Origin of the sequence: Dyella choica (assembly GCF_003977665.1) — a bacterium.
In the GTDB taxonomy this organism is placed as follows: Bacteria; Pseudomonadota; Gammaproteobacteria; order Xanthomonadales; family Rhodanobacteraceae; genus Dyella_B; species Dyella_B choica.
In genome coordinates, this window is the sequence record NZ_RYYV01000018.1 from 56,752 (window position 1) to 74,309 (window position 17,558).

Consider the following 17,558-nt stretch of genomic DNA (forward strand, 5'->3'; position numbering starts at 1 on the left):
GCCCGCAAAAGCGGGTATGACGGTCGCTGCGCTCAGCTCTTGCGATGCCCCCGCTTCGCTGCGGCCGCCGCTCCGGCTTCTCCCAGCAACGACAGCTGCAAATTCTCCAAGCCCGGCAAATCGCGCTCCAGCTTCTCGATCTCTTCGCGAAACGCATGCACGTCTTCGAACTTGCGATAGACGGAAGCAAAACGCACGTAGGCCACTTGATCGAGCTTTTTCAACTCGCGCATCACCAGCTCGCCCACGTAGCGTGAGGGCACTTCGCGCTCGCCGCTCCTGCGCAAATCATCGATCACCGCGCGCACCGCGGCATCCACATCATGACTTGCCACCGGCCTTTTCTGCAGCGCCCGCTCAAAGCTGGTGCGCAGCTTGCGCTCGTCAAAACTCTCACGCCGCTCGCCGCTCTTCACGATCGCCGGTAGTTTCAACTCGGCCGTTTCGAACGTATTGAAGCGCTCGCCGCACTGCGGACACTCGCGACGGCGACGCACAGTGGCGCCGTCGTCGGCGAGGCGTGAATCGATCACGCGGGTGTCTTCATGCTGGCAGAAAGGGCAATGCATGGGTTTAGTGCGGGGAACGGTGAGCAGGGAACGGTGAGCATGGTGTTTCCTGCCAGCGAACCAACGCTTTCTTCAAGGCCTGTATTGAGCGCGTTGACGAATGTATAGCCATCCGAGGTTTTGTGCCATCCGCATCATCGAAATAGCCAAGACGACATGCCAAGAGCGCCTGGGCTTCTACTCCGGCGAGCGTCCCTGCGGGCATGGACAAAATCCTCACATAGTCTTTGATAGGGCCTCGCGCATTTCCTTCGGCAAGACAAGAAGCAACGAAAACCACGACTCTTCGTAACGGCGAGAACAATCCAAAACGATCCTCCGCTGGTCATTTGCAAGTCACGGCATACACCAGCTCAGCCGAGCTCCTCGCAGCTTGCCAGAGCCGCAACTCCAGTCATCTGTAACCACCAGGAACGTCCCTGTTCGTTATTCGCTGTTCTCGGTTTTCCGCGCTTACTCAGACGTAAACGGGGAACTTCTTGCATTGCGCGGTGACTTTCTCGCGCGTGGCCTTGATCACGCCTTCATCGCCAGGTGCGTCCAGCACGTCGCAAATCCAATGGGTAAGCTCGACCACATCGGCTTCCTGGTAACCACGCGTGGTGATCGCTGGCGTACCCACTCGCAAGCCTGAGGTGACGAAGGGCGAACGCGGGTCGTTCGGCACGGCGTTCTTGTTGACGGTGATGTGCGCCTTGCCCAGCGCAGCTTCGGCATCCTTGCCGGTGACTTCGCGACCGATCAGGTCGACCAGCATCAGGTGGTTTTCAGTACCGCCGGAGACCACCTTGTAGCCGCGCTCGATCAGCGTCCTGGCCATGGCCTTGGCGTTCTTCACCACCTGTGCCTGGTAGTCCCTGAAGGACGGCTCCAACGCCTCCTTGAACGCCACCGCCTTGGCGGCGATCACATGCATCAGCGGACCGCCCTGGATGCCGGGGAACACGATGGATTGCAGCTTCTTCTCGATCTCTTCGCCCGGATCCTTGGCCAGCACGATGCCGCCGCGCGGGCCGCGCAGCGTCTTGTGCGTGGTGGACGTAACCACGTGCGCGTGCGGCAGCGGGCTGGGATACACGCCGGCGGCAATCAGGCCGGCAACGTGCGCCATGTCCACGAACAGGTATGCGCCCACCTTGTCGGCGATGGCACGGAAGCGTGCCCAGTCCATGACCTGCGAATAAGCGCTGAAGCCGGCCACGATCATCTTCGGCTTGTGCTCGAGCGCCAGGCGCTCGACTTCGTCATAGTCGACCAGGCCGTTTTCGTTCACGCCGTACTGCACGGCGTTGTAGATCTTGCCCGAAAGGTTCACCTTGGCGCCGTGGGTGAGGTGGCCGCCATGCGCCAGACTCATGCCTAGGATGGTGTCGCCTGGATTGATCAGCGCGAAGTACACCGCCTGGTTGGCCTGCGAACCGGAGTGCGGCTGCACGTTCGCGTAAGTTGCGCCGAATAGCTGCTTCAAGCGCTCGATGGCCAGGCGCTCGGCCACGTCCACGTATTCGCAACCGCCGTAATAGCGCTTGCCCGGATAGCCTTCGGCATATTTGTTGGTGAGCACCGAGCCCTGGGCCTCCAGCACTCGCGGGCTGGCGTAGTTTTCCGAAGCGATCAGCTCGACGTGGTCCTCCTGGCGGCGGGCTTCATCGGCAATGGCCTTGGCCAGCTCATCATCATAGCCGGCAATCGTTTGCTGCTTCGGGAACATTCGAGCCTCGTTGGGGTGGCGTGGGACGGGGTAAGACTTGAAAGTGTAATGGTCGGGGGGCCCCGCGGCCACCGTGGGATGACTGGAGCATGCGCTTTCGCGCCACCCGCAATCGATACGTATATTATTGTTTTATATCAATAAATCGAATTGCCATCGACCATTCTGCGCATGCTTGGCGTCGAATCGTGCCCATTGGTCAGAAGGATCAAGCATAGGCCTCGGGCGCAAATCCCAGCCTACCCATCCTGCCCACGCGGTTTCGCCACCGCACTGACCATCACGTAGCTGATGATCATCAACAATAGCCATGCGCCCAGCTTCGATACCGGCACCATTTGCCAGCCATGGCGCTGCGTCGGATAGCGCCACGCCGCGGTAAAAGTACCGATGTTCTCGGCAAGCCAGATGAACATCGCGACCAGCGTGAACCCCAACAGCAGCGGCATGCGCCGATGCACGTGGCGAATGCGAAAATGCACCCAGGTGCGCCCGAACAGCAACGCCACGGCGGCAAACAAGGCATAACGCATATCGGGCAGGAAATGATGCGTAAAGAAATTCGCGTAGATCGCGACTGCCAGCCACACCGTTGCCGCGAACTGCGGATGTCGCGTGAATCGGAAATCGAACAGCCGCCACGCCCGCGCGATATAGCTGCCCACCGACGCATACATGAAGCCGCTGAACAACGGCACGCCGCCAAGACGCAACCATGACGGCTCCGGATAGATCCACGAACCGGCCGAGGTCTTGAACACCTCCATCGCCGTACCCACCAGGTGGAACAGCAGGATGACTTTCGCCTCCTCGACGGTTTCCAGCCGGGTGCCAAGCAATACGCACTGGATCACCAGCGCGGCCAGCGTGAGGAAGTCATAGCGTGCCAGCGCCGCATGCGGCGGATAGAACGCCCAGCTGAGCCCGAGCAGCAGCACCATGCTGCCGCCGAACAGGCAGGCAGCAGCCTGCTTCACGCCGAAGCAAATGAATTCGTGCAGGACGATGGCGCCACGGCCGCGCATCCGCGCCCAATCGCCGGCCTGCTCGTCCCAGGCCAGCAACACGCCCAAGGGGTTGATGCGGGCAGCGCCCGCCATTCGTCTGATCCACATGACCCGACAGCCTGGCGGCAAGGTGTGGCCTCGCGGCCGCGAAAAGTGGCGAACGCGTGACCAACGGCTCTCAATAAGACGGCGGGAGCCGCCCCCCCCTGTCACCGGCGCTTCCCCATAAGCCGCTATACTTACCGGCTTAATACCTACGCCCATCACGCCCTTGCGCGTCGTCTGTCCACGCAGGCGGCCACGCGCACGCCAACGGAGCCAGCATGCAATACATCTACACCATGAACGGGGTCAGCAAGATCGTCCCCCCGAAGCGCCAGATCATCAAGGACATTTCGCTGAGCTTCTTCCCGGGCGCCAAGATCGGCCTGCTGGGCCTGAACGGCGCGGGCAAGTCCACCGTGCTGCGCATCATGGCCGGCGTCGACAAGGACTTCCAGGGCGAAGCCCGTCCGCAGCCGGGCATCAAGGTCGGCTATCTGGCGCAGGAGCCGGAGCTGGATGCGGAGAAGACCGTGCGCCAGGCGGTGGAAGAAGGCGTGTCGGTGATCTTCGATGCGCAGAAGCGACTGGACGAGGTTTATGCCGCCTACGCCGAAGAAGGCGCCGATTTCGACAAGCTGGCCGCCGAGCAGCAGCAGTTGGAAAACATCCTTGCCGTAAACGACGCGCATGCGCTGGAGCGCCAACTGGAAGTCGCCGCCGATGCGCTGCGCCTGCCGGCATGGGACGCCAAGATCGGGCCGCTATCCGGTGGCGAGAAGCGCCGCGTGGCGCTGTGCCGCCTGCTGTTGTCCAAGCCGGACATGCTGCTGCTGGACGAGCCCACCAACCACCTGGACGCCGAATCGGTGGAGTGGCTGGAGCACTTCCTGCAGGACTACCCGGGCACCGTGGTGGCCGTCACCCACGATCGCTACTTCCTCGACAACGCCGCCGAGTGGATCCTGGAGCTCGACCGCGGCCGCGGCATCCCGTGGAAAGGCAACTACACCGAGTGGCTGGAGCAGAAGGATCAACGCCTGAAGCAGGAAGCGCAGCAGGAGAAATCCCGCCAGAAGGCCATCGAAAAGGAACTGGAGTGGGTGCGCTCGGCGGCCAAGGGCCGTCAGTCCAAGGGCAAGGCGCGCTTGAACCGGTTCGAGGAATTGAACGCGGTCGAATACCAGCGCCGCAACGAAACCAATGAAATCTTCATTCCGCCGGGCGAGCGCCTGGGCCAGGAAGTGATCGAATTCAAGAGCGTCACCAAGTCGTTCGGCGATCGCCTGCTGATCGACGATTTGTCGTTCAAAGTGCCGCCGGGCGCGATCGTGGGCGTGATTGGTCCGAACGGTGCGGGCAAATCCACGTTGATGAAGCTCATCACCGGCGTAGAGAAGCCCGACAACGGCGAAGTAAAGATCGGCCATACCGTCAAGCTCGCCTATGTCGACCAGTCGCGCGGCGCGCTCGATGCGAAAAACAACGTGTGGCAGGAAGTCTCCGGCGGATCGGACATCCTCACCATCGGCAACTTCGAAATCCAGTCGCGCGCCTATATCGGCCGCTTCAACTTCAAGGGCACCGATCAGCAGAAAATCGTCGGCAATCTGTCCGGCGGTGAACGTGGCCGCCTGCACATGGCCAAGACGCTGTTACAGGGCGGCAACGTGCTGCTGCTGGACGAACCGTCGAACGACCTGGATATCGAAACCTTGCGCGCACTGGAAGACGCGTTGCTGGAGTTCCCGGGCTGCGCCATGGTGATTTCGCATGACCGGTGGTTCCTTGACCGTATCGCCACGCACATCATCGCGTTCGAAGGCGACTCGCACGTGGAATTCTTCCCCGGCAACTACAACGAATACGAAGCGGACAAGAAGCGTCGCCTCGGTGACGAAGCTGCGAAGCCGCATCGCGTGAAGTACAAGAAGCTGGCTTAACGCACGCGCAGCCCCTCTCCTTTCGGGAGAGGGGCTCACTCAGGCAAGACCCCCGGAGAGATTCGATGCATTTCATGCCCTCCCTGCAAGCCGCATGGACCCGCAACAACTCCCTGGTCTGCGTCGGCCTCGATCCCGAACCCGCCAAATTTCCCGCACACCTCAAGGGTCGTCCCGACGAGGTGTTCGAATTCTGCCGCGCCATCGTCGACGCCACCGCCGACCTGGTCTGCTCGTACAAGCCGCAAATCGCCCATTTCGCAGCCCTGCGCGCGGAAGACGCGCTGGAACACCTGATCGCGCACATCCACGCCAAACATCCCGGCGTGCCGGTGATCCTCGACGCCAAGCGCGGCGATATCGGCAGCACTGCGCAGCACTACGTTACGGAAGCTTTCGAGCGCTATAGCGCCGATGCGGTGACGCTCAATCCCTATCTCGGCCGGGATTCCGCGCAGCCGTTCCTCGATCGTGCCGACAAGGGCGTGATCCTGCTCTGCCATACCTCCAACCCCGGCGCGGCCGATCTGCAGGACCTCGACGTCGGCGGCAAGCCTCTGTACCAGCACGTGGCCCGCCTGATAGCGCAGGAATGGAACACGCTCGGCAATTGTGCCCTGGTGACCGGCGCCACCTACCCGGAGCAATTGGCCGAAGTACGCGCACTGATCGGAGACATCCCGTTGCTGGTACCGGGTATCGGCGCACAGGGTGGTGACGTGCAAGCCGTGGTGCGCCATGGCCGTACCGCAGAGGGCACCGGGCTGATGATCAATTCCTCCCGTGCGATTCTCTACGCGGGCAGCGGCGAGGATTTCGCCGAGGCTGCACGCAAAGCGACCCTCGACCTGCGCGACAGCATCAATCACTATCGGCAGGGTTGATCCCTTCGAATCCTTTCCTTTCGAGGAACGTGCATCCATGCCGAACTTCGATCGTGAAACCGACCAGGAACGGCGTCGCTGGCTGCAAGTAGCGGGCTTGTCATTGGGTGTTGCTGCGCTAGGAACACGGCCTCGCAGACTCCGCGCCGCACCCGCTTCACGCTCGCGCCTGTTTCTGCTTGGCACAGCTGGCGGACCCACGCCCAAACCGGGACGTTGCGCACCGGCCAATGCGATTGTAGTCGACGGTTTCATCTACGTGATCGATTGCGGCAACGGCGTAGCTCGCCAGATGGCGAAGGCGGGCCTGGATCTGGCCGCCATTCGCCAGGTCTTCATTACGCATCAGCATTCGGACCACAACGCCGACTACGGCAACCTGCTGTGGCTGGCGTGGGCCGCCAAGCTGCACACGCGGGTCGACACCTGGGGGCCGCCACCGCTGGTTGAGATGACGCGGCTGTTCCTTGAGATGAATGAGTACGACATCCGCACCCGGATCGCTGACGAGGGGCGCCCCCCGCTGGCGCCGCTGATCGTACCGCATGAACTCAGCCAGGGTGGGCGGGTCATGCAAGACGAGCGCGTCAAGGTGACTGCCGCCCTGGTGCAGCATCCGCCGGTATCGCCCGCCTTGGCCTACCGCTTCGATTGTCCGGACCGGTCCATCGTTTTTTCCGGCGACACGCGCCCTTGCGAAAACCTGGTCAAACTCGCCCATGGCGCGGACGTGCTGGTGCATGAAGTGATGTACCTGCCCGCCCTGGACAAGCTGATCGCCAGCGAACCGAATGCCGCGCGCCTGCGCGAACACTTGCTTGCCAGCCACAGCAGCACCGAACAAGTGGGGCGCGTAGCCACTGAAGCCGGCGTGAAGACGCTCGTGCTCAACCACTTCGTGCCGGGCGGCGATCCCAGTCTTACCGACGAGGTATGGCGCGACGCCGTTGCCCCCTATTTCAGGGGGCGGCTGATCGTCGGACGCGACCTGATGGAACTCTGATAGTCCGGATCTTTCCGCTCCCAAGCTTTCTGCCCTCCCCCGTGCAAAGGCGCTGTGTCAGTATCAGGAGCGGAAATCGGCCCTGTGCCGATCGGGAATCCTCCAGAGGGAACGTATGCGGACACTGAACGAGCAGGCCATGGGTTCAAGAATTTGCGTTTTTTTGCGGCGGGCAGGGTGGACGATGTGGCTGGCCGTGCTGATGCTCGGGCCGGCGCAATTTGCTAACGCCGCCAGCCCCGACCCATCGCTGGTCGCAAAAATCAACGCGGCGACCTTCGAAGTGGTGATCCCCAGGGCGGACAACGACCCTCTCAGCTACGAAAAGCCGCTGCCGCTCGATTTACTGCCGTACCAGGAGCGCACCGACAAATATTTTTCCGTGGGCACTGCTTTTGCGATTGGCCATAACCATTACGTCACCGCCGGCCACGTGCTGTTGGCGGCAGTTGGCGATCTCACCGGTGCGCCGGCGCTGCGCGACGCCAACGGCCATGTGTACGCCATCGACAAGGTCGAGAAATTCTCGCTGCAGCAGGACTTCGTGATGTTCTCGCTGAAGGAGCAGCCGCAAGGCAACGCCGCACTGGCAACCGACACCAAGGCTGCGTTGAACAGCGTGGTGTATGCGGTGGGCAACGCGCTGGGCACCGGCGTGGTGATTCGCGACGGCTTATACACCTCGGATACCCCGGAGGACGAGAACGGCCGCTGGAAATGGATGCGCTTCTCCGCCGCCGCGTCGCCTGGCAACAGCGGCGGCCCGCTGCTCGACCAGAACGGCAAGGTCATCGGCGTGGTGCTGATGAAGTCGCCCAACGAAAATCTCAACTACGCCTTGCCCATCGGCGTGGTGCTGGGTGCGCCGGACAATATGGCGGTGATGGACAAGCGCATCACCTATCAGCTTGATGTGATGGAGGACACCCAGACCAGCACATTCAAGGCGCAGTTCCCGTTGCCGGTGAGCTACGCCGATTTCAGCGCCGCTTACATGAAACTGCTCTACGCCCAGGGCGACGAACAACTGAAAAAGCTGCTGCAGCAACAGGGCAACGATTTGTTCCCGCACGGTGCCGGTTCCAACCACATCCTGCACGACACGCCGGAGCTGAGCCTGTTTCCCGAACTGATCGTGCGCAATCGCAGCGGGCAGTGGTCCTACACAGGGCGCGAGCTCAACCGTGTTCCGCTAAGTGGCAACGGCTACGTAGCCAGCGGTTACGTCGGTCATAATTTCCTGATCCATCTGCGCCGCCCCGACGACATGAAGGTGGCGACCTTCTACAACGATCCCAAGCAGATGATGGATTTGATCCTGAAGACCGGCTACTGGACGCGCGAAGTCGGCCCCGAGAAGATCAAGATCACGTCGCTGGGCAATCCCGCAAGCAGCACGACCTACACGGACAACTGGCTGCGCCACTGGAAAGTATTCGTTTGGTCGCTGCCCTATATCAACGGCCAAATGGAGGTGTTTGCCCTGCCGGTGCCGGATGGCCTGGCGATCATGATGCGCATGAATTCGTCCATGGGCACGCACGACAGTCTGGCCGACATGAAGGCGCTTACCGATTTCTTCAACGTGGACTACGGCGGCACACTCGCCCAATGGAAAGAGTTCCTCGCCGATTCGTCGCTGCTGCCTGAAGTGCTGAGGGACGCGCACATCGGCTTCGACTACGGCAAACACTTCAGCTATGACGCCGGCAACATCAGCTTCGACTACCCGTCCACGCTGCAACCGATAGCGCCGGACAACATGCTTTTCATGGGCGTGGGCTACTACCAGGACCATGGCAAGTTCGCGCTGCAGCCCGGCGTGATCCAGGTCCGCCTCAACAGCACCGATCCCGATCGCATCAGCGCCAAGCGGCACATCGCGCCCAGCCCCGATCTGGATGACAATTTCAAAGAGGCCTGGGGCAAGCTGCTGCACAAACAGCATCCGTATGATGGCGTGCCTTATAACGACGGCGATGAGATGGATGTGGCCTCGGTGATCGATCCACCTGCCAGCGATGCGCCGGCTGAACTGTACACCGCCTTCTACGGGACGCAGGGAACGCATAAACCTGAAGCGATGAAGGCGAAGCTTAAGCTGCTGACGCAGCAGTTCAAGCTGAAGACGCATTGACGACTGACGTTATTCCGGCAAAGCCCGACATTGCGTAGGCTGGGATGACAATCCCAGCATTCGGGTTGGGGACGGGAAGCTGGGATTGCCATCCCAGCCTACTCGACTGTCCCCAGCTTCCACTTCGCGCTCCCCTCATCTTCATGCCCGATAATGACGGGCCAATAGTTTATGCAGCGAGCAAGCTGTCCAAGATTGCTTCCACCCCCATAAGGATTGACGCGTGAGTTTGTGGTTCCTGACTTTCCTGAGCGTGCTGCAAGGTGTAACGGAGCTTTTTCCGGTCAGCAGCCTTGGCCATACCTTGCTGGTGCCGGCGCTGTTCGGGGTGCACATCGACAAGCACGCACCGCAGCTGATTCCCTTTCTGGTCGCCCTGCATCTGGGCACGGCTGTGGCGCTGCTCGGCTATTTCCGCCGGCGCTGGATCGCACTGATACGTGGCTTCTTCGCCTCGCTGGTCGGACGCCACAGCGACGAAGGGCACATGATGTGGGCGCTGATCATCGGCACGATTCCGGCGTGCGTGGTGGGACTGCTGCTGGAAAAGCGTTTGGAACTGGTATTCAAGGATCTGCGCATCGCCGCCGTGGCCCTGATCGTCAACGGATTGCTGCTGTGGCTCGGCGACCGACTGGAGCGCACTCGCCAGCACAAGGCGCCGGAAAAACTCCATTTTCGCCATGCGTTCCTGATCGGGCTGGCGCAAGTGGGCGCCTTGATTCCCGGTTTTTCGCGCAGTGGCCTCACCATGATCGCCGGGTCCGCCACGGGCCTGGACAAAGAAAAGGCCGCCGAATTCTCCTTCCTGCTCGGCACGCCGATCATTCTGGCGGCGGGACTACTGGAAATTCCCAAGCTGTTCAAGGCGCCGGATCAGCTGGGTGACGCCTTCCTCGGCGGCGTACTGACGGCTGTTGCAGCATGGCTCAGCTTGCGCTTTCTGATGCATTACTTCGAAGGCCGCGGACGACTGGCGTCGTTCGGCACGTACTGCGTGATCGCTGGCGCAGTGTTCCTGAGCTGGTTCCTGCTTCATCCTCAACCCGCCTAGGCTGGGACGGCATTCGTAGGCTGGAGTGCGAACCCCAGCATTGCTATGCATGCAACCTGCGCAATGCTGGGATTATCTTCCCAGCTTACGTGCTTTGCGGTTTGCCCTCGCCTTCGTTCAATCATCCGCTTTCAGGTCCATGCCGGGAAACAGCACTTCGGTAAATCCGAATTTGCTGAAATCGGTCATGCGCGATGGGTACAGGCGTCCGATCAAATGATCGCATTCGTGCTGTACCACGCGCGCATGGAAGCCTTGCGCCGTGCGGTCGATGCGCTCGCCCTTCGGACCTATGCCTTCATAGCGGATCATCGAATAGCGGTTTACCGCACCGCGCAGGCCCGGCACCGACAGGCAGCCTTCCCAGCCCTCCTCCATATCCTGCGACAGCGGCGTGATGACGGGATTGAGCAGGATGGTTTGCGGCACCGGCGGTGCATCCGGATAGCGGTCAGCGTGCTCGAAGCCGAAGATCGCCAGTTGCAGATCCACGCCGATCTGCGGCGCGGCAAGCCCGACGCCGCCTGCCGCATGCATGGTTTCGAACATGTCGGCGATCAGCGCATCGAGCTCGGCACTGCCGAGCATGTCGTCGGGCACGGGCGGAGCGACACGCAAAAGGCGCGGATCACCCATCTTCAGAATCTCGCGAATCATGCCAACCTCGTAGCAGGAATTGCCGGATACCCGAAAGTCTAACTGCAGGCGACATGCCGTGAATGCAAGCCGACCCGGCAGCTCGACGCTTTCGTCATCAAAACGCGTCCAATCCGCTATTGACCCCCGCCCCGGACAGGACGACCCTTAACCTCGAATTTGGCGATTCCGAGGAGCCTATGGCTACCAGCGCAATGAGACCGACCAGCTTGGCGGGCCGGCTGCTATGGGCCGTCATCGCCGTCATCGGCGCCGCCTGTCTGGCGGTGATCGCCCTGCGCCGCGGCGAGCCGGTCAACGCCATCTGGCTGGTGGCCGCGGCGGTGGCGATCTTCCTGATCGGCTACCGCTTCTACGGCAAGTTCATCGAACACCGCGTGCTGCAGATGGATCCCAGCCGTGCCCCCCCGTCGGTACTGCACAACGATGGATTGGACTACGTACCGACCGACAAGTGGGTGGTTTTCGGCCACCATTTCGCTGCCATTGCCGGTGCGGGCCCGCTGGTAGGGCCAGTGTTGGCGGCGCAGATGGGCTACCTGCCGGGCACCTTATGGATACTGTTCGGTGTGGTGCTGGGTGGTGCAGTGCAAGATTTCATGGTGCTGGGCCTGTCGGTGCGCCGCGATGCGCGTTCGCTCGGCCATATGTTGCGTGAAGAGCTTGGCGCCCTGGCCGGGGTAGTGGCCATGTTCGGCCTGCTGACACTGATGATGATCGTGTTGGCTGTGCTTGCGCTGGTGGTGGTCAAAGCGCTCACCCACAGTCCATGGGGCACTTTCTCGGTGGCCTGTACCATTCCCATTGCGCTGCTGATGGGCGTGTACCTGCGCTGGCTGCGCCCCGGGCGCATCCTGGAGGTATCGCTGATCGGCCTGGTGTTATTGATCTCGTCCATCGCCTACGGTGCGCATGTAGCGGCAACGCCGGAGCTGGCCAGCCTGTTCGATTTCGACGCCAGGTCGCTGGCGTGGCTGTTGATCAGCTACGGCTTCGTTGCTTCGGTGCTGCCCGTATGGCTGTTGCTGGCACCACGCGACTATCTTTCCACCTTCCTCAAGATCGGCACCATCGTGCTGCTGGCGATCGCCATCATCCTGGCCGCGCCGCAACTGCAGATGCCGGCGGTGTCGCGTTTCATCGACGGGACCGGCCCGGTGTTCCAGGGGCAGCTATTCCCATTCCTGTTCATCACCATTGCCTGCGGCTCGGTGTCGGGCTGGCATTCGATCATTGCCTCGGGCACCACGCCGAAGCTGCTTTCCAGCGAAGGCGAGGCACGCATGGTCGGCTACGGTGGCATGCTGATGGAAGCGTTCGTGGCGATCATGGCTTTGATCGCGGCAGCCTCGCTCCATCCAGGCGTGTATTTCGCGATGAACTCGCCCTCGGCAGTGATCGGCAACACGGCGGAACATGCCGCCAGCGTAATCAGCCAATGGGGCTTCGTGGTCACGCCGGATGAGCTGGCGCGCACCGCCAAGGACATCGGCGAAACCAGCATCCTCAGCCGCGCCGGCGGCGCACCCACGCTAGCGGTAGGCATGGCGCAACTGCTGCACAACATCCTGCCCGGCGAAGGCATGGTCGCCTTCTGGTACCACTACGCGATCCTGTTCGAAGCCCTGTTCATCCTCACCACAGTGGATGCCGGTACACGCGTAGGGCGCTTCATGATCCAGGAAATCGCCGGCCTGGTGTACGCGCCACTGAAGAACACCGAATCTTGGATCGGCAACGTGCTGGCCACCAGCATCTGCGTGGGTTTGTGGGGCTACTTCCTGTATCAGGGTGCAGTCGATCCTTTGGGTGGCATCAACACCCTGTGGCCATTGTTCGGCATTGCCAACCAGATGCTGGCGGCGATTGCGCTGATGCTTGCTACCGTGGTCACGGTGAAGCTCAAACGCGAGCGCTATGCCTGGGTACCGGGCCTACCCGCATTGTGGCTGGTGACTTGCACGCTCGTCGCCGGCTTCGAAAAACTCGTCGGCCCGATCAGCTTTACCGCTGCTGCGCAGAAGTACACACAGGCCCTGCAAGGCGGCCAGCTGCTGGCGCCGGCCAAATCCCTGAATGAAATGCAGCGCATCATCACCAACAACAGCGTGGACGCCACGCTTACAGCGGTGTTCATGCTGCTGGTGCTGGCCATGCTCGGTTTCAGCATCCATGCCATCTTGAATGCCCTGCGCAGCAACGTGCCCACCGCACGCGAAGCGCCGCGTGTCGCCCTGGCCAGCGTGGCAAGCCGGAGTACCTGATCCATGACGCTGCAGAAACTTTGGCAACGCCTGGTACAGACCGCTCGTCTGAGCTGCGGCGTGCCGGATTACGACGTCTACGTGGCCCATCTGCGCAGCCACCACCCGGAGCGCAAGATACCCACCTATGCCGAGTTCTTTCGGGAGCGGCAGACGGCACGCTACAAGGGCACTGGCGGGCGCTGCTGTTGACCCCTGCCGTTCGTCACCATGGAATTCCTAAGCCCTGTCCTTATATGGACAGGGCCTAGTCGTATTTGCCTGCAATTAAACTGATCCTTATCACCCGAGCCATGGCCCCGGGTGTTTCTCCATGACGAAGCCCATTTCCGAAATCGAGGCCCGGCACAGCTTCGGCCTGCGCATGATCGCCATCTACAAGGCGATCAAATCCGCGTGCCTGATCTTTGTAGCCTTCGTCGCGTTCGGGCTGCACCAGGAGCGGAACTTCGAGCGGCTGGTCCACACGCTGGAGCACCTGCCTTTGCAGGACAGCAGCGGTATGCGCTGGCGCCTGGTCGGATTGCTGCAGCAGTGGGGACCTAGCAAGTTCATCGCCATCGGCATCGTGGCGCTGGCCTATGCGGCGATCTTTGCGACGGAAGGCATTGGCCTGTGGCTGCGCAGGCATTGGGCGGAATGGTTCACTGTGATCGCCACCAGTTCGCTGATTCCGGTGGAGGCGTACGAGGTGCTCCACAAGTTCGGCTGGCTAAAGCTGGGGGCTTTCATCGGCAACGTCGTGATCGTGATCTATTTGATCCGCCTCGCCATGCAGCCTCACGGACGCAGGCCTTGATTCCGCCCAGCCGCGACGCCAATCCCATCAGGTCCATCGCGGCCAGGACCAGGCCGCCGTACGCCGTGCGGTGGGTAAGCGCGTCGCCACTGGCGTCATTCGCCACACTGGAAATCCAAGACCGTGTCCATGCAAAGACATGGCCTTATCGTAGCTACCTGCGGTTAGACTTTCCCCTTTCACCCAAGCCATCGCCCTGGGCATCCCCCTATGACCAAGCCCGTATCCGAGATCGAGGCCCGCCACAGCTTCGGCCTGCGCGTGATCGCCATCTACGAGGTGATCAAAACGGTGTGCCTGATCTTCGTGGCCTTCGTGGCGTTCGGCCTGCATCAGGAACAGAACTTCGAGCGTCTGATGCGCACGCTGGAGCATCTTTCATTGCAGGACAGCAGTGGCATGCGCTGGCGCCTGGTGGAATTGTTGCAGGAAATGGGGCCCAGCAAGTTCATGGCCGTGGGTATCGTGGCACTGGCCTACGCAGCGATATTCGCGGCAGAAGGCATAGGCCTGTGGCTACGCAAGCACTGGGCGGAATGGTTCACGGTGATCGCCACCGGTTCGTTGATCCCGGTCGAAGTGTATGAGGTGCTTCATAAATTCAACTGGCTGAAGCTGGGCGCCCTGATCGGCAATGTGGTGATCGTGATCTATCTGATCCGCATTGCGATGCAGCCACACAAGCGCAGCTAGCTCCTTGCGATCAAATAATGTTTGTATGTATCCAGATCTTACTGGCTCAAGAGCTGAAAATTTGAAATGACGCCAAAGGGAACGCGCGGCACTATCCGTATAATCGGCAGGGGAAACTCAATGTGATTTTCGTCCGCAAAAATTCCGGCATAAGGAAGGTGATCTACCGGCGCGCCGAACACGAAGCGTGGAGCAACTCCATTGTTACCATTCAGTCGCGGCGACACCTCATGGATAACGAACGACCTGCTTGCCTGGGCCATCTGGAGCGCATAATTGAAATACATGCGTATTGTTGCGACCGGCCTTCCCGGCTGTTCAAGTTCAAAGATCAGGCAGAAAATACCTCCGCTCACGTCCGGCCCGACCTCCACATCGATGCCCATATCCAAGTCAGGGCTTACGGTTGACGTACCAGGCATCAAGCGCATCGGAGCGGGAAGATCCTCGTACTCGCCGCCTCCCTCACACAATGGCTGATATCCAACAAGCTGGATCGAACTGTTGGTACCAGGTAGCGCTAAAGAATCCAGGGACATAGCGAATCTTAAATTCATACGAAATGCCATTGCACTCGGACTGACCAGGACAATCGGCAGGGCAAGCAACGTCCAAGCCATTGCTTTGGCAAAAATAGGCATGGTTTTTCCTGGTATTTTTGGAATGGATTTCGTCCACTGGAATGCGAGACGGTCAAACAAACATTTGGCTTGAACCTGACGGTCAGCCAGTTCGCCAGGTTTGCGCCGCCCATCCAGCCATGCCAGATTTCCAAATTTACTCAGGCACGGAAACCCGTTGTTTCCGAATAGGCATGTAGGCTTTTCCCGCGCATTCCCTATCCCAATAAGCGTCACCGCAGATAACGGACGTCCGGGTGCAACAATGCCGGCGCGGATGGGAGTAACGTGCTACTCCAACGTCCCCATGCATAGAGCACGGCTATGCCTGGGTATGCCCCCCTGCCAACGGGTCGGGCGTTTACACCTCGTGATGGATCGCTTCGGCCGGCGGCTGTCGACGCGGCGTCAGCTCCACCAGATACATCGCCCCCAGCACCAAGGCACCGCCGCACAACATGCGCCACGTAACCACGTCGCTGCCTAACGCCACCGCAAAGGCCGCAGCAAAAACCGGTTCCGTGGTCATAACGATGGCGGCACGCGAGGCAGGCAGGTGTGCCTGTGCCCAGGTCTGCATCAGCATCGCACCCGCGCCAGCCACCAGCGCCATGTACAGCACGGCGATCCATGCGCCGCGATCGGGCGGCAGCACGGGGCCGCCATGTCCTAGCGTGGCAAGCAGGCAGACAAGTGCGATCACAGCCATCTGCACGGTAGACAGGCCGAAGGCCTCCTCAGCTCGCGACCAATGCCCCAGTGCCACAATGTGCAAGCCATACAGAAGCGCAGAAGCCAGCGTCAGCCATACGCCAAGGTCCACGGAAAAGCCATTGAGCGAGAGCAGCGCCAGGCCAAGCGTTGCCAGGCCAACCGCCAGCCACACCGTCGCAGGCATACGTTGACGCAATAAGATGGTGGCGAGTAAAGGTGTAAATACCACATACATGCCGGTCACAAAGCCGCTGACGCTGGGCGAAATCAGCGCCAGGCCCCGAGTCTGCAACATCTGCCCGCAGCCATAGAGCACACCCAGCGCGCATCCCCGCCACAATTGCCTGCGTTCCAACCGCACCACATGACGATGAAACAGCACAAACATGGCTGCGGCGGCCACGGTGAAACGCACGGCCAGAAAATCCGCCACCGGCATGCGACCGACCACGTCCTTGATCAGCACGAAGGTGGAGCCCCACACGGCGGTCATCACCAGCAGACCGAAGGTCGCCAGCAAGTTGATGCGCGAAGCCCCGCTCACCGACCGGCCGTTCGCAGCAGTTGCCCGGGAATTTTCAGCAGGAAATGCGCCCACACGCCCAGCCACACGATCGGCGCGACATAGAATTTCTGCGCCGCCGGGTCGAACTTGCGGAACCAGCGCCACATGCCGCGATGCTTGTGCAAGCTCACAAACACCGGACGATGCCGGCTCGATCCGCCTTTGCCATGCGTTACGCGAACGTCCCCGGCGAGCAGCACACGCCATCCTGCATCGCGTACTCGACGGCACAGGTCGAGGTCTTCGCAATGCAGGAAATACTTTTCGTCAAAGCCGTGCAGCAGTTCGAACACGCGCAGCGGCATCAGCATCACCGCGCCGGAAACGGCTTCCGCCGCCACCACGTGATCGGGAATCTCCTTCGCATTCACGCCGCCCTGGCGCTTGAACAGCGTGGCTAGCGCGCGCCCCAGCAGGGGATCGCGACGGAACGATGCAGGATCTGGGATGCCTTGGGCGTCGCACACCACCGCGCCCACCAGCCCCGCCTTGGGCTCCGTCGCCAGCACCTCCAGCAGCCTTTGCAAGGCTGTCTGATCGATCAGGCAATCCGGATTGAGGATCAGCAAAACCTCGCCGTGCGCCTGCGCCGCAGCACGATTCACCGCTGGGCCAAAGCCGAGATTGGCATGGTTGTACATCACCCTCAGACGCGGTTCGCTTTCATGTGCCCGGGCGATCGCCTGCGGGATGCTATCGGACGAAGCGTTGTCGATCAGCAGCAGCTCGAGCGGGGTCGTGCATGCCAGCACACCCTTCACGCAGTCACGCAAGCTCGGGCCGCTGTCGGCGGAGACGATGATGACGCTTAGCTGCAGTCGTGTCGGGTCGAGGGCGGGCATGGCTGAACGGTGTTGGGAGGTTTCCGATCGTACGAACAATCCAGGTCACTCGTA

The 17,558-nt window shown here is 61.2% G+C and carries 17 protein-coding genes; 9 read left to right on the forward strand and 8 right to left on the reverse strand.

Annotated elements, in window-relative coordinates:
* Positions 1-32 precede the first annotated feature (32 nt).
* The 4 genes from nrdR to EKH80_RS18890 form a co-directional block, all read right to left on the reverse strand.
* Positions 33-569 carry a transcriptional regulator NrdR gene (gene nrdR / locus EKH80_RS18875; RefSeq protein WP_126686346.1) on the reverse strand — a complete coding sequence of 179 codons (537 nt, stop codon included), beginning with the start codon at positions 567-569 and terminating at the stop codon, positions 33-35.
* 4 nt (positions 570-573) lie between these two features.
* Positions 574-849 carry a four helix bundle protein gene (locus EKH80_RS24470; RefSeq protein ID WP_158628882.1) on the reverse strand — a complete coding sequence of 92 codons (276 nt, stop codon included), beginning with the start codon at positions 847-849 and terminating at the stop codon, positions 574-576.
* A 177-nt stretch (positions 850-1,026) separates the two neighbouring features.
* On the reverse strand, positions 1,027-2,280 hold the full coding sequence (gene glyA / locus EKH80_RS18885) for a serine hydroxymethyltransferase (protein WP_126686348.1): 1,254 nt from the start codon (positions 2,278-2,280) through the stop codon (positions 1,027-1,029).
* Between the two features lie 239 nt (positions 2,281-2,519).
* Positions 2,520-3,395 carry a DUF817 domain-containing protein gene (locus EKH80_RS18890; protein ID WP_230473816.1) on the reverse strand — a complete coding sequence of 292 codons (876 nt, stop codon included), beginning with the start codon at positions 3,393-3,395 and terminating at the stop codon, positions 2,520-2,522.
* Positions 3,396-3,610: 215 nt separating this feature from the next.
* Here EKH80_RS18890 and ettA point away from each other — a divergent pair, with 215 nt between their 5' ends.
* The 5 genes from ettA (at position 3,611) to EKH80_RS18915 (ending at position 10,350) form a co-directional block, all read left to right on the forward strand.
* Complete coding sequence (gene ettA / locus EKH80_RS18895) at positions 3,611-5,272, forward strand: energy-dependent translational throttle protein EttA (RefSeq protein WP_126686349.1); 1,662 nt, start codon at positions 3,611-3,613, stop codon at positions 5,270-5,272.
* A gap of 65 nt (positions 5,273-5,337) precedes the next feature.
* A complete protein-coding gene (pyrF, locus tag EKH80_RS18900) occupies positions 5,338-6,156 on the forward strand; it encodes an orotidine-5'-phosphate decarboxylase (RefSeq protein WP_126686350.1) in 819 nt (272 codons plus the stop codon).
* A 37-nt stretch (positions 6,157-6,193) separates the two neighbouring features.
* Positions 6,194-7,159 (forward strand): MBL fold metallo-hydrolase, encoded by a 966-nt coding sequence (locus EKH80_RS18905; protein ID WP_126686351.1) that lies wholly within the window; start codon positions 6,194-6,196, stop codon positions 7,157-7,159.
* Between the two features lie 184 nt (positions 7,160-7,343).
* Positions 7,344-9,296 carry a S1 family peptidase gene (locus EKH80_RS18910; protein ID WP_230473817.1) on the forward strand — a complete coding sequence of 651 codons (1,953 nt, stop codon included), beginning with the start codon at positions 7,344-7,346 and terminating at the stop codon, positions 9,294-9,296.
* Between the two features lie 223 nt (positions 9,297-9,519).
* The gene (locus EKH80_RS18915) at positions 9,520-10,350 is read left to right on the forward strand and encodes an undecaprenyl-diphosphate phosphatase (protein ID WP_126686353.1); all 831 of its coding nucleotides are present in this window, start codon (positions 9,520-9,522) and stop codon (positions 10,348-10,350) included.
* 117 nt (positions 10,351-10,467) lie between these two features.
* On the opposite strand, the gene def is transcribed toward EKH80_RS18915, so the two are convergent.
* The gene (gene def / locus EKH80_RS18920; protein ID WP_126686354.1) at positions 10,468-11,007 is read right to left on the reverse strand and encodes a peptide deformylase; all 540 of its coding nucleotides are present in this window, start codon (positions 11,005-11,007) and stop codon (positions 10,468-10,470) included.
* A 194-nt stretch (positions 11,008-11,201) separates the two neighbouring features.
* Between def and EKH80_RS18925 the strand changes: the two genes are divergently transcribed.
* From EKH80_RS18925 to EKH80_RS18940, 4 genes are all read left to right on the forward strand, one after another.
* Positions 11,202-13,271, forward strand: a complete 2,070-nt coding sequence (locus EKH80_RS18925; RefSeq protein ID WP_126686355.1) for a carbon starvation CstA family protein — start codon at positions 11,202-11,204, stop codon at positions 13,269-13,271.
* A gap of 3 nt (positions 13,272-13,274) precedes the next feature.
* A complete protein-coding gene (locus EKH80_RS18930) occupies positions 13,275-13,463 on the forward strand; it encodes a YbdD/YjiX family protein (RefSeq protein ID WP_126686356.1) in 189 nt (62 codons plus the stop codon).
* A gap of 121 nt (positions 13,464-13,584) precedes the next feature.
* Positions 13,585-14,070 (forward strand): DUF2127 domain-containing protein, encoded by a 486-nt coding sequence (locus EKH80_RS18935; protein ID WP_126686357.1) that lies wholly within the window; start codon positions 13,585-13,587, stop codon positions 14,068-14,070.
* A 210-nt stretch (positions 14,071-14,280) separates the two neighbouring features.
* Complete coding sequence (locus EKH80_RS18940) at positions 14,281-14,763, forward strand: DUF2127 domain-containing protein (RefSeq protein WP_126686358.1); 483 nt, start codon at positions 14,281-14,283, stop codon at positions 14,761-14,763.
* Between the two features lie 38 nt (positions 14,764-14,801).
* Here the strand turns inward: EKH80_RS18940 and EKH80_RS18945 are convergent, their stop codons facing one another.
* From EKH80_RS18945 to EKH80_RS18955, 3 genes are all read right to left on the reverse strand, one after another.
* Positions 14,802-15,404, reverse strand: a complete 603-nt coding sequence (locus EKH80_RS18945; RefSeq protein WP_126686359.1) for a hypothetical protein — start codon at positions 15,402-15,404, stop codon at positions 14,802-14,804.
* A gap of 340 nt (positions 15,405-15,744) precedes the next feature.
* Positions 15,745-16,641: a DMT family transporter gene (locus tag EKH80_RS18950; RefSeq protein ID WP_268991922.1), complete on the reverse strand. Its 897-nt coding sequence runs from the start codon at positions 16,639-16,641 to the stop codon at positions 15,745-15,747.
* Positions 16,638-17,504 carry a glycosyltransferase family 2 protein gene (locus tag EKH80_RS18955; protein ID WP_126686360.1) on the reverse strand — a complete coding sequence of 289 codons (867 nt, stop codon included), beginning with the start codon at positions 17,502-17,504 and terminating at the stop codon, positions 16,638-16,640. Before EKH80_RS18955 ends, EKH80_RS18950 begins: the two co-directional genes overlap by 4 nt.
* Between the last annotated feature and the right edge of the window lie 54 nt (positions 17,505-17,558).